General features: G+C 63.8%; 14 protein-coding genes. 7 read left to right on the top strand and 7 right to left on the bottom strand.

The features are described 5' to 3' along the window. Positions 1–97: 97 nt before the first annotated feature. From IVB07_RS36545 to IVB07_RS36530, 4 genes are all read right to left on the bottom strand, one after another. A complete protein-coding gene (locus tag IVB07_RS36545; protein WP_018456033.1) occupies positions 98–1,228 on the bottom strand; it encodes an ABC transporter substrate-binding protein in 1,131 nt (376 codons plus the stop codon). Positions 1,229–1,283: 55 nt separating this feature from the next. Further along, complete coding sequence (locus tag IVB07_RS36540; RefSeq protein WP_018456034.1) at positions 1,284–2,162, bottom strand: shikimate dehydrogenase; 879 nt, start codon at positions 2,160–2,162, stop codon at positions 1,284–1,286. A gap of 143 nt (positions 2,163–2,305) precedes the next feature. Next, positions 2,306–3,244 carry a LysR family transcriptional regulator gene (locus IVB07_RS36535; protein WP_018456035.1) on the bottom strand — a complete coding sequence of 313 codons (939 nt, stop codon included), beginning with the start codon at positions 3,242–3,244 and terminating at the stop codon, positions 2,306–2,308. A gap of 332 nt (positions 3,245–3,576) precedes the next feature. Then, positions 3,577–3,753, bottom strand: a complete 177-nt coding sequence (locus IVB07_RS36530; RefSeq protein ID WP_018456036.1) for a hypothetical protein — start codon at positions 3,751–3,753, stop codon at positions 3,577–3,579. A 167-nt stretch (positions 3,754–3,920) separates the two neighbouring features. Between IVB07_RS36530 and IVB07_RS36525 the strand changes: the two genes are divergently transcribed. The 7 genes from IVB07_RS36525 (at position 3,921) to IVB07_RS36495 (ending at position 9,246) form a co-directional block, all read left to right on the top strand. Beyond that, on the top strand, positions 3,921–4,649 hold the full coding sequence (locus IVB07_RS36525; protein ID WP_018456037.1) for a LuxR family transcriptional regulator: 729 nt from the start codon (positions 3,921–3,923) through the stop codon (positions 4,647–4,649). 83 nt (positions 4,650–4,732) lie between these two features. Continuing rightward, positions 4,733–5,392, top strand: a complete 660-nt coding sequence (locus IVB07_RS36520) for an acyl-homoserine-lactone synthase (RefSeq protein ID WP_018456038.1) — start codon at positions 4,733–4,735, stop codon at positions 5,390–5,392. A gap of 1 nt (position 5,393) precedes the next feature. Continuing rightward, positions 5,394–5,612, top strand: coding sequence for a hypothetical protein (locus IVB07_RS36515; protein WP_026233073.1), 219 nt, complete (start codon positions 5,394–5,396; stop codon positions 5,610–5,612). Between the two features lie 309 nt (positions 5,613–5,921). Continuing rightward, complete coding sequence (locus IVB07_RS36510; protein ID WP_007615745.1) at positions 5,922–6,839, top strand: branched-chain amino acid ABC transporter permease; 918 nt, start codon at positions 5,922–5,924, stop codon at positions 6,837–6,839. Then, entirely contained in the window at positions 6,836–7,780 is a 945-nt protein-coding gene (locus tag IVB07_RS36505; protein WP_018456041.1) for a branched-chain amino acid ABC transporter permease, read from the top strand. Before IVB07_RS36510 ends, IVB07_RS36505 begins: the two co-directional genes overlap by 4 nt. Beyond that, a complete protein-coding gene (locus tag IVB07_RS36500) occupies positions 7,773–8,540 on the top strand; it encodes an ABC transporter ATP-binding protein (RefSeq protein WP_018456042.1) in 768 nt (255 codons plus the stop codon). Before IVB07_RS36505 ends, IVB07_RS36500 begins: the two co-directional genes overlap by 8 nt. Next, a complete protein-coding gene (locus IVB07_RS36495) occupies positions 8,533–9,246 on the top strand; it encodes an ABC transporter ATP-binding protein (RefSeq protein ID WP_018456043.1) in 714 nt (237 codons plus the stop codon). Before IVB07_RS36500 ends, IVB07_RS36495 begins: the two co-directional genes overlap by 8 nt. Before the next feature lie 166 nt (positions 9,247–9,412). Here the strand turns inward: IVB07_RS36495 and IVB07_RS36490 are convergent, their stop codons facing one another. The 3 genes from IVB07_RS36490 to IVB07_RS36480 form a co-directional block, all read right to left on the bottom strand. Beyond that, positions 9,413–9,778 carry a hypothetical protein gene (locus IVB07_RS36490; protein WP_039799580.1) on the bottom strand — a complete coding sequence of 122 codons (366 nt, stop codon included), beginning with the start codon at positions 9,776–9,778 and terminating at the stop codon, positions 9,413–9,415. A gap of 293 nt (positions 9,779–10,071) precedes the next feature. After that, positions 10,072–11,508 carry a glutamine synthetase family protein gene (locus tag IVB07_RS36485; RefSeq protein WP_026233074.1) on the bottom strand — a complete coding sequence of 479 codons (1,437 nt, stop codon included), beginning with the start codon at positions 11,506–11,508 and terminating at the stop codon, positions 10,072–10,074. Between the two features lie 193 nt (positions 11,509–11,701). Beyond that, complete coding sequence (locus IVB07_RS36480; protein ID WP_247364244.1) at positions 11,702–13,060, bottom strand: aromatic ring-hydroxylating dioxygenase subunit alpha; 1,359 nt, start codon at positions 13,058–13,060, stop codon at positions 11,702–11,704. Positions 13,061–13,105 lie beyond the last annotated feature (45 nt).

Below are 13,105 nucleotides of genomic sequence, written 5' to 3'. Positions count from 1 at the left end.
TTTCCCCTCTCGGCGCTCGCGCTCTGTCTCCCCGCTCTCCTCGCTCGTCCTTCTCCCTCTCCCCGCGAAGGGCGGGGCGAGGCAGAAGGGCAAGACCTCACTTCACCTTCGGCAGCACCTGCTTCACGACTTGCTTGCCTTCGACCACCTCGACCAGAAAGCTCTGGCGGTCGATGTCGCCGGTCTCGCTGAAGGTGACGTCCATCAAGATGCCCGGCTCGTCGGCGGCCTTGATGGTCAGGCCATGCAGGGTGTCGGCGAACGCCTTGGAATCGACCTTGCCCATCTTGTCGGTGGTGGCCTTCACCATGTAGACCGCGAGATAGCCTTTCAGCCCGTTATGGTCGGGCACGTAATTGTACTTCTTCGCGAACTTGTCGCGAAACGCCTTGATCAGGTCGACCGGCGCGTCGGTGGTGAGACCGACATGGCCGCGCGCGCCGTTGGCGGCATCGCCCGCAAGCTCGATCACCTTCTGGCCGATCAGCGTGGTCTCGCCCATCAGCGGTGCGGTGACGCCCTGGCGCTTCAGCTCCTTGAGGATGCGTGCGCTCTCTTCCTCGTTCAAATAGACGAATACGGCGTCGGGATTGGCGGCCTTGATCTTGCCGACGTCGGCGGCGAAATCGGCCTGGCCCGCCTCGGTGGAGAGATCGGCGACGACCTTGGAGCCGAGACGGTCGAGCTCCTTGACGACGACATCGCGGCCGCCGCGGCCAAAGTCATTGTTGACCCAGACCACGGCGACCGACTTCGCCTTCATGTCGTCGTGAATGTATTTGGCGACCTTCGGCATCGAGGATTGCTGGCCGAACGAGGTGCGGAACAGGAATTTGTTTCCGCCTTGCGTCAGCTCGGCGGCTTCGCCACCCATGATCTGCGCGATGCCGGCTTCGGCCGCCAGCGGCGCGGTCACCTTCACCGAGCCGGAATAGCCGGGTCCGAGCAGCACATAGGGCTCGGCGTCGAGCGCCTTCTGCACCTGCGCGCGCGCGACGCCCGGGTTGGATTGCGAATCCGCATGAGTGACTTCGAGCTTGCGGCCGAGCACGCCGCCCTTGGCGTTGATCTCCTCGATCGCGAGGTCGATGCCGTTCTTCCAGTTGGTGCCGACGGTGGCGCCGCCCCCGGAAAGCTCGGCGACGTCGGCGAGCTTGATCGCCTGGGCGTGCACGCTGGTTGCAGTCGCGAAGGCAAGCAGGGCGCCCGCCAGCAAAGTCGATTTCATGGTTTCTCCTCCTGTTTCGTGATGGTGTCCGCGGCCTTGTGTCCGGCCGTTTCGGTTACGCTGCGTGATAGGCCGAGCTTCGTGCCGCCATCACCTCGTCGAATGCCTCTCCCATGATCTCGGTGGATGGGGCAAGGCCAGTGAACAGTTCGAAAGCGTCGGCGGCCTGGTAGATCGCAAGCTCCCGTCCGGTCATGATCCGCGCGCCCTTGGCTTGGGCAGCCGCCAGCAGCGGCGTGATCAGCGGCGAATAGACGGCGTCGGCGACCCACAGGTTTTGACGTAGCAGCGTCGGCGCGACCGGCGTTTCCCGGTTCGGCAGCATGCCGACCGGCGTGCCGTTGACGAGGCCCGTTGCGCCGTCGAGCGCGGCCTCGACGCTTGCGGCGACCCTGGCGCCACCCTGTTTGTCGAGCAGCGCGGCGAGTTTTTCGGCGCGTGCCGGCTCGCTGTCGAAGATACGGATGTCGGTCACGTCAAGGCTCGCCAGGGCAAACGCGATCGCCTTGCCGACGCCGCCGGTGCCGATCACGGCGACTGCGTTTCCAGAGGCCGCCAGCAGCGGCGCGACGGCGCGCGCAAAGCCCGTCGTGTCGGTGTTGTGGCCGATCAGCCGGCCGTTCCTGACGACGACGGTGTTGACCGCCCCCATGGCGGCGGCACCCGGTGCCAGTTCATCGAGCAGCGGGACCACCGCCTCCTTGTAGGGAAAAGTGACGTTGACGCCGGCAAAGCCGAGCCGCCGCACGCCCTCGAGCATCATGCGGAGCCCGCCCGCGTCGGCGCCGGCGACCTCGATGAGCTGGTAATGGCCGCGCAGCCCAAGCCCCTCCGCGGCGCGCTCATGCATGGCAGGGGAGGCAGAATGCGCGATGGGTGCGCCGATCAGGCCGGTCAGGAGCTTTTTGGGTGCGGCGGGTCCGCGCTTTGACATGGTTCGCTATCGTCTCGTTGGGAGCGTTTGATCCCGGCCTTTAGCGGGGAGATCCGCCCAATTCCAAGGGGCTTCCCCCAGGAACGATAGCCTTTCCTCGGCCTAACACAATTACCCTTTTGTGCTGCAAACCTAACATAATGTTATCTCTTCCGCGCCCGTGGCGGCGCGGCCCTGCCTTTGCCCCGCGACGGCTCGACCGCGCGCATCTCCGCGCGCAGGGACTCGATGAAATACTCGACATGAAGCGACAGCGGCGCGCCGCGCTTCACCGCGATATAGGTGTCGAATCGCGTCGGCTCGGTGATCTTGATCAGCTCGATGCCGGGATAGCCCCCATGGGCCACCGTGAACTGGTCGATGATGGCGATGCCGAGCCCCGCCTTCACCAGCGCGCAGACCGTGGTGCCGAAGCGGGCGCGGATGGTGATGTTGTACTCGAGGCGGTGGCGCGCGAAGATCTCGGCCATGATCCGCCCGTAGGGATCATTGGGATCGATGCCGATCAGCGGATAGCGCGTGATCTCGGCGGCGGAGACCTGCTTGCGGCCGGCGAGCTCGTGGCCCGGCGGCACGATGCAATAGAGCTCGCCCGAGGCGAGCGGCATGAAGTCGAGCCCGGAATGCTCCAGGCGATAGCTCATCGCCACGCACTCGCCGCGGCCGAGCATGAGATAGTCGATGGCTTCCTCGAGCTTGAGGATGTTGATGTCGATGCCCAAATCCGGATAGCGCCGCCGGACCCGCTCGATCGCGCGCGGCACCATGACTTGCGAAATGCTCGGCACCGAGCCGATGCGCAATTCCGACAATCCGCCGCGCCCGATCTTGGAGATGATCTCGGAGAGGTCGTCGACCTTCTTGTAGACGCCGTTGATCTGCTCGAAGATGTTCTCGGCTTCCGGCGTCGGGAAATAGCGGCCGTTCTGGCGCTGGAAGAAGCGGATGCCGAGCGAGCGCTCGGTATATTTCACCAGGCGGCTGATGCCCGGCGCCGAAACGTTCAGCAGCTTCGCCGCGCCGCCGATCGTGCCCGTCACCATCACGGCACGGATCACTTCAACCTGGCGCAGCGTCATCATGTCCTGGGCATCCGAAGGTAATCGTGGTCGGCGCTGCCTTTCCCTCTTCCCTTGTGGGAGAGGGCGGATCGCCGCGATAGCGCGAGGCGGGTGAGGGGTTCTCTCCCCGCACGAGCCTCGCGCATTTGAACGCGTGGAAACAACCCCTCATCCGGCGCCATAGCCGATGCGAAGCGTCGGCGTTTTGTTTTAAGAACGGCGGCCGAAGGCCGCCTATGCCACTTCTCCCACAAGGGGAGAAGGAAGGAAACATTCGCGTTCGGTTGTTCGGTTCAGATCAGAGGAAGGCATGGCGCCGAACGGACCGTTCGTGCGCTCACAGCAATTGCGTGCTAGCTCGCCGGTCCGTCCGGCGTGGCGCTCTCTGCCGGCTTGCTGCGCTCGCTTTGCAGCACCCCGCGTGCGAACTCGATGATCTTCTGCTTGTTTGCCGTTTCGCGGACGGCGAAAAATACGCGGTTGAGTTCCAGGCCGAGCACGCTGTTGAGGGCGATGTCCTCGTCTTCCATCGTGGTTTCCCCGCTTCAGACATTGTAGGTGTATCTTGACGTCCCTTCTTCCACAAGTAGATTAAGCCTTCGGGGTCAATGGGATACCGGGAAACTACGGAATCCGTGAATTGAGGCAGTGCCCCAAGACGTGCTATATCGCACAGCGAGGGTCAGGAAACGCACCGATGTCCGCCGTGGATTATGGCCGGGAAGCGCTCGACTTCATCGAGGGGCTTGGGGCCTATCGCAAGGTGCCCGACGCCATGAATGCGCTCGAATCGGCCTTTGGTCGCTTCGGTTTTGAAACTATCATCGTGACGGGGTTGCCCAATCCCGACCAACAGTTTGCACAGATGGTGCTCGCCAAGCGCTGGCCCGCGGGCTGGTTTGGTCTCTACACCGAAAATAACTACGACCGTTTCGACCCGGTGGTGCGGTTGTGCCGCCAGTCAGTCAACCCGTTCGAATGGTCGGAAGCACCCTATGATGCGGAGCTCGAGCCGAACGCGGCCGAGGTGATGAACCGCGCCACCGATTTTCGCATGACGCGCGGCTTCATTGTGCCGATCCACGGACTCACCGGCTACGAGGCCGCGGTGTCGCTCGGGGGCGTCCATCTCGACCTCAATCCCCGCAGCAAGCCGGCACTGCACCTGATGGCGATGTATGGCTTCGACCACATTCGCCGTCTGCTCGATCCAGCGCCGTATCCCTCGGCACGCCTCACCCCGCGCGAGCGCGAGGTGATCGCCTGGGCCTCGCAGGGCAAATCGGCCTGGGAAATCGGCGAGATCCTGCACATCACGCAGCGCACCGCCGAAGAGCATCTTGCAACCGCCGGGCGCAAGCTCGGAGCCGTCAACCGTACGCATGCGGTAGCACTGGCGATTCGCAACAAGATCATCAATCCCTAAGCGACGTACTGGGAAATTTCCCAATACCGAACCATCCTCTTTTCGCAGAGGGTGCCCTCCATTGAGGATGAATGGGGGTTTTCATGATTCACGCCATTTCTGCAGTAAATCGCCACCTTTACGAAGATGTACTCGATCAGCATTTTCGGCTGCGGCACGACATCTTCGTCGAAGAGCGGCGCTGGGAGACGCTGCGCAGGCCGGATTGCCGCGAAATCGATTCCTATGACGACGAGGACACCGTTTATCTGCTTGCGCTGGAGGGACGCCGCGTCATCGGCGGTCACCGGCTCTACCCGACCACCAAGCCTTCGATGATGAGCGAGGTCTTTCCCCATCTGGCAGCGGTGCGCGGCTACCCGGTGGATCCTCTGGTCTGGGAATGGTCGCGCTACTTCGTCGTGCGCGATCGCCGCGACGGCGCGCTCAACCTGCAACTGATGGCGGCCGTGCAGGAGTTCTGCCTCGGTCAGGGGATCGCGCAGGTCAGCGCGATCATGGAAACCTGGTGGTTGCCGCGCTTTCATGAGGCCGGCTTCGTCGTGACCCCGCTCGGTCTGCCGGCACTGGTGGAGAACGCATGGACCATGGCGGCGACGATCGACATTCTCCGCGAGACGCTCGATGCCCTGCATGATCGCATCGGCGTGCCTTCCATCGTCCAACAGGACGGTCCGCGTATCAATTGCATCGCCCTTGCCAACCTCTGCGGCCTCGCTGCCGCGCAACGAAAGAGCGCCTGAGATGTCGAACATGATGCGGGACAGCCAGATCATGGCGCAGATCAAGGACGAAAATCTGGGCTACATGTCCGACATGGCGCTCGAACTCGCGCAGATGGCGGAAGACACCGGATTGGCGACGCTCGCCTATCTGTTCCGGATGGCGGCGCTGGAGGCCTCGACGGCCAACAGCGTGCTTGCCGAGCCGGATGACCTTCGCCGGCAGATGACGTCGCACTAGGCGTCTCCATCCACACGTTGCGACGAATTCACACCCTCTCTCCCGCAACGGAGGGAGGGTGATCCGTTTGGGTGCGGCAGGTTGACCCATCCTGCGCGGCAGTCTTCTTGCAAGACCGATTGCAGGGCCAGGACCGATCGGATGCATCGGCATGCAACAAAGTGCATGTTGGGTGTCGAATCGCTCTTGCCTCGGAACGATACTGCCATTACCCATTTTTCCGCCTTGTCCAGGCAGGGGGAGCTCTTTCACTGATGGCGACCGTGTTCGAACATCGGCGCGAACCTGCGTGCGCCTGAAAGAGTTTTGATGCTGCTCGTCGTCGAACAGTTCTTGAACGGATTGCAGTTTGGCCTGCTGCTGTTCCTGCTCGCCGCCGGCCTGACGCTGGTGTTCGGGATCATGGATCTCGTCAACCTCGCGCACGGCTCGCTGTACATGATGGGCGCCTATTTCGCCGCGACCTTCGCAGCCTGGACCGGCAGCTTCCTGCTCGGTGCGCTATTGGCGCTCGGCGCGACGCTCGTGCTCGGCATCGTGCTCGAGATGACCGCGCTGCGGCATCTCTACGGACGAGACCATCTTGACCACGTGCTCGCGACCTTCGGCCTGATCCTGTTCTTCAACGAGGCCGTGCGGCTGATCTGGGGGCCGGCCGGCCTTGCGCTGCCGCTGCCGGCCTGGCTCACCGTGCCGGTGCCGATCCTGCCGGGCATTCACTATCCCGCTTATCGCCTCGCCATCATCGTCGTGGCGCTGCTGGTTGCGCTGCTGCTCTATCTCGGCGTGATGCGCACCCGCATCGGCATGCTGATCCGGGCCGGCGCCTCCAATCGCGAGATGATCGGTGCGCTCGGCATCAACATCAAGCTGCTCTACACCCTGGTGTTCGGTCTCGGTGCCGCGCTCGCGGGCCTTGCCGGCTTGATGCAGGCGCCGATCCTCACCGTGCAGATCGGCATGGGCGAGAACATTCTGATCCTCGCCTTCGTCATCATCGTGATCGGCGGTATCGGTTCGATCCGCGGCGCGTTCCTGGCCGCGATCTTCGTCGGCATGATCGACACCCTCGGCCGCGCCTTCCTGCCCAATCTGCTGCGGCAGGTGCTGAGCGGCGCCGCGGCCTCCACCGCCGCGCCCGCGCTGTCCTCCATGCTGATCTATCTGCTGATGGCTATCGTGCTGGTGGTGCGTCCGGAGGGGCTGTTTCCGGCCAACCGCCGATGAAGGCTTTCACTGTGAGCAAGGTCGTCACGGTCCTGCTGCTGACGGGTCTCGTGCTGCTGCCGCTCTATTCGCAAGCATCCGGCAACATCTTCATCCTGACGCTGCTCACCCGCATCGTCATCCTGGCCCTGGCGGCCGCGAGCCTCAACCTCATCATGGGTTTTGGCGGCATGATGAGTTTTGGCCACGCCGCCTATCTCGGCATCGGCGGCTATGCGGTCGGCATGCTGGCGCAGGAAGGCGTGGGCTCGGGCTTCATCCAGTTTCCGGTCGCGCTTGCGGCCTCCGCGCTTTATGCGTTGGTGATCGGCGCGCTGTCTTTGCGCACCCGCGGCGTCTATTTCATCATGATCACGCTGGCGTTCGCGCAGATGGCCTATTACGTCGCCTCGGGGCTGGCGCGTTATGGCGGCGATGACGGCCTCACCGTCTACAAGCGCAGCGACTTCTCCGGGCTGATTAATCTGTCGAACCGCACGCAATTCTATTATCTCTGCCTCGCCTGCCTGTTCGGCGTGGTCTTCCTGATCTGGCGCATCGTCAATTCGCGCTTTGGCCTCGTCCTGCAGGGCCTGCGCTCCAACGAGCAGCGCATGCAGGCGATCGGCTTTCCCTCGAAACGCTACCAGCTGGTCTGCTTCGTCATCTCGGGCATGATGTGCGGCCTCGCCGGCGCGCTGCTCGCCAACAACACCGATTTCGTCAGCCCGGCCGCGATGTACTGGACCCGTTCCGGCGACCTCATGGTGATGGTGATCCTCGGGGGCATGGGCACGCTGTTCGGTCCGGTCATCGGCGCGGTGGTGTATTTGTTGCTGGAAGAGTTCTTGTCGCAGCTCACCGAATACTGGGCGCTGATCATGGGTCCGCTGCTGCTGCTGATCGTGCTGTTCGGCCGCGGCGGCATCATGGGCCTGCTCGGGAGGCTCAATCGTGGCTGAGCCGCTGCTCCGCGTCGACAGGCTGGTGCGCCGCTTCGGCGGCATCATTGCGACGGACAACGTCTCGCTCGACGTTGCGGCAGGCGAGCTGCACGCCATCATCGGCCCGAACGGCGCCGGCAAGACCACGCTGATCAGCCAGCTCACAGGGCATCTGGAGCCGCATTCCGGCAGCGTCTCGCTGGCGGGGCGCGACATCACCTATCTGCCGGCCTATCGCCGCTGCGCGCTGGGCCTGGCACGTTCTTTCCAGATCACCTCGCTGCTGCTCGATTTCACCGCCGCCGACAATGTCGCGCTCGCGGCGCAAGCGCATGCCGGCACCTCGTTCCGCTTCTTCGCCGATGCACGCAAGGAGAAGGGCCTGCGCGATGCCGCGCATGCCGCGCTCGATCGCGTCGGTCTCGTCCATCGTGCCGATGTCCTGGTGTCCAGGCTCAGTCATGGCGAGCGTCGCCAGATCGAGCTGGCGGTTGCGCTGGCAAGCAAGCCGAAACTTTTGCTGCTCGACGAGCCGATGGCGGGACTCGGCGTCACCGAATCCCAGCGCATGGTGCAGCTGCTCCAGGAGCTGCGCAAGGAGGTCTCGATCGTCCTGGTCGAACACGACATGCCGGCGGTGTTTGCGCTCGCCGACCGCATCTCCGTGCTGGTCTATGGCCGCGTCATCGCCTCCGGCGATCCGGCCGCGATTCGGGCGAACGAGGACGTCAAGCGCGCCTATCTCGGCGAGGCCCATGTGGTGACGCACCATGGATGACACGCTGCTCGAGGTCGACGGCATCGAGACCTGCTACGGCCTGTCCCAGGTGCTGTTCGGCTTGTCCCTGTCGGTCAAATCAGGCGAGATGGTCTCGCTGATGGGTCGCAACGGCATGGGCAAAACCACGACCATCCGATCCATCATGGGCCTGACGCCGGCGCGCGCCGGCAGCATCCGCTTTGCGGGCTCGGAAGTGCGGACGCAGCCGTCCTACAGGATCGCGCAACTCGGTGTCGGCCTCGTCCCCGAGGGGCGGCAGATCTTCCCGAACCTCACCGTGCGCGAAAACCTTGTCGCGGCAGCGGCCGATCGTTTCGGCAGCAGCAATCCCTGGACGCTGGCGGCGATCTACGTGATGTTTCCTCGCCTGGCCGAGCGCGCTTCCAATATGGGCAACCAGCTCTCCGGCGGCGAGCAGCAGATGCTCGCCATCGGCCGCGCGCTGATGACCAACCCGAAGCTGCTCATCCTGGATGAAGCGACCGAAGGCCTGGCGCCTCTGATCCGCGAAGAGATCTGGAGCTGCCTGTCGCTGCTCAAGAGCCGGGGACAGTCGATCCTGGTCGTCGACAAGAACGTCGACCACCTCGCCCGCATCTGCGACCGCCACACCATCATCGAGCGCGGCAAGACGGTATGGAGCGGCACCTCGGACGAGCTGTTGGCTGAGCCGGATCTGCAGCACAAATATCTAGGGATTTGAGGGTGAGGGCGCGATGCTGGGCGCCGCTCATACGTTATCGTCCTGGCGAAAGCCAGGACCCATAGCCACCGAATTCAGTTTGGCGAAGATTGGCGGTTAGCAGCCGCGTGCGACAACTTTTCCCTGGGGTAATGGGTCCTGGCTTTCGCCAGGACGACATTGGCAATCACCAGTAAATCCCGTGCCGATGCAGTTCGCGAATCACGCGGGCCTCGGTGGATGGCTGGCGACGTTTCGGCTTGGTCATTTCTCTTGTGCTGGCAATCGGCGCGGCACTGGACTGAGTTGCGGCCGGAGCGATCGCGGTTGTCGTCGCAGTCGCTGCCGGAGACGTTGAAGCTGCGGCCGTGGTCGCCGTCTGGACATTCGTGGGTGCTGCCGCCGGAGCTTGTGGCGGCGTGGCTGCTGTCGTTCCCGGCTCGGCGGTCTGCTGGCTCGCATTTGTCGCCGCAAGGCTAAGGCTCCGTGGTCCGCCGGCATAGGCCTGGCTTGCCAGCAGCGACATTGCCGCGATCAGGATCAGCTTTCGCATGACACCCTCCGTTCGCTAGTCAATCGCTCTTACCTAAATCCGCTGGGCCTCTATCGCGACGAGCGACCCGCCCCGATCTCAATCAGAGTGGCGCGGCAGGACAGGCGATAGATCAAACTGAACAGATGACCCCACATGACCGAACTCCTTTGTTGATCACGGAGCAAATCTACATCGCCCGTCTTTCCGGCGGTTTTCGTGGGCCTTGGAAAATGGCTTCGTCGGGAGCGGTGAAATGTCGTCGGAACTGAGCGGACGAAGTCGCCTCACGGGGAGGTGAGGGCGTGTCTGGCTCAAAACACCTCGAAATATTCGCGGTGCTCCCAGTCGGTCACCTCGGACAGGAAGCGGTCGATCTCGGCATTCTTGATGTGGGTGTAATAATCGACGAACTCAGGCCCGAGCTTTTCGCGGAAGAACGGATCGTCCTTCAGCGCGCTGACCGCGTCGCGCAGCGATTTCGGCAACAGCGGCGCCTTGGTTTCGTAAGGCGTGTCGGCCGACGGGCCGGGATCGAGCTTGCGGTCGACCCCGTCGAGGCCGGAGAGGATCTGCGAGGCCATGTAGAGATAGGGATTGGCGGCGGGCTCGCCGATGCGGTTTTCCAGGCGCGTGGCGGCGTCGCCGGCGTCGCCGAGCACGCGGATCATCACGCCGCGATTGTCGCGGCCCCAGATCGCGCGGTCCGGCGCCAGCGAATAGGAGCGGTAGCGCTTGTAGCCATTGATGGTCGGGGTGGTGAACACGGTCGACGCGCGGGCGTGGTCGAGCAGGCCCGCAAGCCAGGCGCGGGCGAACGCGCTGAGCGGCTCGCCGCCGTCTTTGGCCATGAACTGGTTCTCGCCGCTCGCGCGCGAGACCACCGATTGGTGCAGATGCCAGCCGCTCGCGAACAGGTTCGGCAGCTTCGGCCGGCACATGAACGTGGCGTGATAGCCGTGGCGGTGCGCGATCTGCTTCACGGCAGAGCGAAACAGCACCATGTTGTCCGCGGGCTCAATGCCTTTCTTCGGGGCGAAGGTGAATTCGCACTGGCTCGGCCCGAACTCCACCTCGACCGAGCGCAAGGGCAGACCGAGCGCGACGATGTCACGCCGCAAGATCTCCAGCACCGGCTCCATCTGGTCGAAGCGCTGCTCGGTGAGGTATTGATAGCCGTGGCTGAGCAGGCTCACCGAAGGCGGTGTGCCGGGCTGGCCGGCATCCTCCGGGCGCATATGCGGATCGTCGAGCTTGAAGATGTGGAATTCGACCTCGAGGCCTGCCACGAAATCATGGCCGCGACTTGCGAGCTCGTCGAGCACCTTGCGATAGAGCCCGCGCGTCGCGAACGGCACGGGACGGCCGTCGTTGAAATAGAGGTCGCAGAGAACCCAGCCCGTGGTTGGCGCCCATGGCAAAACGCGAAACGTCGTGGGATCGGCGACCATCAGCACGTCGGCCGCGCCCTCCATCTCCTTCATGCCGAAGCCGCCGCCTGACGTGAACACCGGAAACACCGTGCGGTGCGAGGTGTCCTTGGCGAGCATGGTGGTGGTGATGGAGCAGCCGCTCTCCAGCGAGGCGATCGCCTCGGAGGCGACGATGGTCTTGCCGCGCAAAATGCCGTGCTGGTCCGGGAAGGCGAGGCGGATGACCTCGAGATTCTTCTCGTCGACGATGCGCCGCACGCGCAATGCGGCGTCCTTCTGCTCATCCGACCACAGCGCATGACGCGCGACGAAAGTCACTTTGGCAGTTCCTTCTTGCTCGGCGAGAGTATAGCGCACACTGTCATCGTCCGCGAAGGCGGACGATCCAGTATTCCAGAGACGTCCGTGTGTTCACGAGAGGCCGCGACGTACTGGATGCCCCGCTTTCGCGGAGCATGACAGCGGAGAATGTGGAGCCGCCGTCTCGCCTCGCTAGCGGCGAACTGCATTATCACTCCGCCGCCGTCAGGCGATGCACGTTGTCCGCGATCTCCTTCGGCACCGGCGCCGTCCACGGCGCGCTGCGGCGGCGCTTGACGTCGACTTCCATCCAGTAGATCTCCCAGCCTCGGGTCGGCCCGATGCCGTCCATGGTCGCCGGACCCTGGATCGAACGTGCGGTGGCCTCGTCGAGATGCAGCATCGGCTTCTCGCCGCCTGCGACCTTCTCGATCTCCTGCCGCAGCAGGCGCCGGTACTGCACGATCGCCTTGTCGCTCGTGCCGAGGTGCTCCCGGGTGCGGTCCTGGATCGCGCCCATCGATTCCACCGCCCACTGGTCGTGGACGTTGATGTCGGTGCCCATGCCGGTATAGGTCGCCGTCTGCTGCTCGTGCGGATCGAAGCCGTAATCGTTCGTCCCGTTCTTGCGCGATTTGTAATCCGGCAGCTCATAGAGCTCGAGCCGCTGGTCGCGCATCTTCTGCTTGTCCACGGGGTTCGAATAACTGGTGAAGATCGCGTACCAGTAGCAGTTCTCGTCGTCGACCGGCACGTGCCACTGTGTGATCGTCATCTCCGTGCTCATGGGGATGACGAAGCCGTGCGGAAAGAGCTGGTTGGTGACGCGCACATGGGTGCGCTCCTCGTCGATCTCGCGCAGCGCGATCAGCCGCAGGCCGTATTCGGTGTGCTCGACATTGATGATCGGGCGGTCGTATTCGCGCAAAATCTTCGTCATCGGCAAGTCGCTGCCTGCCGATGTGCCGCGGAACTGCTTGCCGTAGGCCGTCGAGGTGTCCTCGTCCTCGAAAAAGCGATGCAGATAGGAGGCGTGCGCGGGGTCGATGCCGACTTCGAGCGCCTGGAGCCAGTTGCAGGCCATGTGGCCTTTGAACGCGAAGGTGTGCGTGCCGGGCGCGACGAAGCAGTCGAGCTCGGGAAATGCCGGCGGCTCGCCCTCGCCGAGATAAGCCCAAAGGATGCCGCTCTTCTCCACCACAGGGTAAGAGCGCTGACCGATGTTCTGGCAGAGCTTTGAGTCCTTCGGCTCCGCCGGCGTCTCGATGCATTGCCCGGTGGCGTCGAACAGCCAGCCATGGAAGGCGCAACGCAGGCCGCCATGCTCGAGCCGTCCGAAGGCGAGATCGGCGCCGCGATGCGCACAGTGGCGATCGATCAGGCCGTAACGCCCCGTCTCGTCGCGGAACAGCACCAGGCTTTCGCCGAGCAATCTGACGGGACGGATCGGTCGATCGCCGTCGAGCTCGTCCACCAGCGCCGCCGGCTGCCAGTAGCTTCGCATCAGCTTCCCGCAGGGGTCCTTCGCACCGGTGCGGGTGATCAGGTCGTTCTGCTCCTGGCTCATCATGGCGAGTGCATCCTTTATGGAATGGCGTTTGTTCGCCTATTGAAC

Source organism: Bradyrhizobium sp. 172 (genome assembly GCF_023101065.1).
GTDB classification, from domain to species: Bacteria; Pseudomonadota; Alphaproteobacteria; order Rhizobiales; family Xanthobacteraceae; genus Bradyrhizobium; species Bradyrhizobium canariense_D.
The sequence above is the reverse complement of the archived record's forward strand: the minus strand, read 5'-3'. Positions and strand labels throughout refer to the sequence as shown.

Excerpts from the sequence above, each read along its gene's own strand:
- IVB07_RS36545 (WP_018456033.1), bottom strand. The coding sequence starts at position 1,228 with ATGAAATCGACTTTGCTGGCGGGCGCCCTGCTTGCCTTCGCGACTGCA.
- IVB07_RS36540 (WP_018456034.1), bottom strand. The coding sequence starts at position 2,162 with ATGTCAAAGCGCGGACCCGCCGCACCCAAAAAGCTCCTGACCGGCCTG.
- IVB07_RS36535 (WP_018456035.1), bottom strand. The coding sequence starts at position 3,244 with ATGATGACGCTGCGCCAGGTTGAAGTGATCCGTGCCGTGATGGTGACG.
- IVB07_RS36530 (WP_018456036.1), bottom strand. The coding sequence starts at position 3,753 with ATGGAAGACGAGGACATCGCCCTCAACAGCGTGCTCGGCCTGGAACTC.
- IVB07_RS36525 (WP_018456037.1), top strand. The coding sequence starts at position 3,921 with ATGTCCGCCGTGGATTATGGCCGGGAAGCGCTCGACTTCATCGAGGGG.
- IVB07_RS36520 (WP_018456038.1), top strand. The coding sequence starts at position 4,733 with ATGATTCACGCCATTTCTGCAGTAAATCGCCACCTTTACGAAGATGTA.
- IVB07_RS36515 (WP_026233073.1), top strand. The coding sequence starts at position 5,394 with ATGTCGAACATGATGCGGGACAGCCAGATCATGGCGCAGATCAAGGAC.
- IVB07_RS36510 (WP_007615745.1), top strand. The coding sequence starts at position 5,922 with ATGCTGCTCGTCGTCGAACAGTTCTTGAACGGATTGCAGTTTGGCCTG.
- IVB07_RS36505 (WP_018456041.1), top strand. The coding sequence starts at position 6,836 with ATGAAGGCTTTCACTGTGAGCAAGGTCGTCACGGTCCTGCTGCTGACG.
- IVB07_RS36495 (WP_018456043.1), top strand. The coding sequence starts at position 8,533 with ATGGATGACACGCTGCTCGAGGTCGACGGCATCGAGACCTGCTACGGC.
- IVB07_RS36490 (WP_039799580.1), bottom strand. The coding sequence starts at position 9,778 with ATGCGAAAGCTGATCCTGATCGCGGCAATGTCGCTGCTGGCAAGCCAG.
- IVB07_RS36480 (WP_247364244.1), bottom strand. The coding sequence starts at position 13,060 with ATGATGAGCCAGGAGCAGAACGACCTGATCACCCGCACCGGTGCGAAG.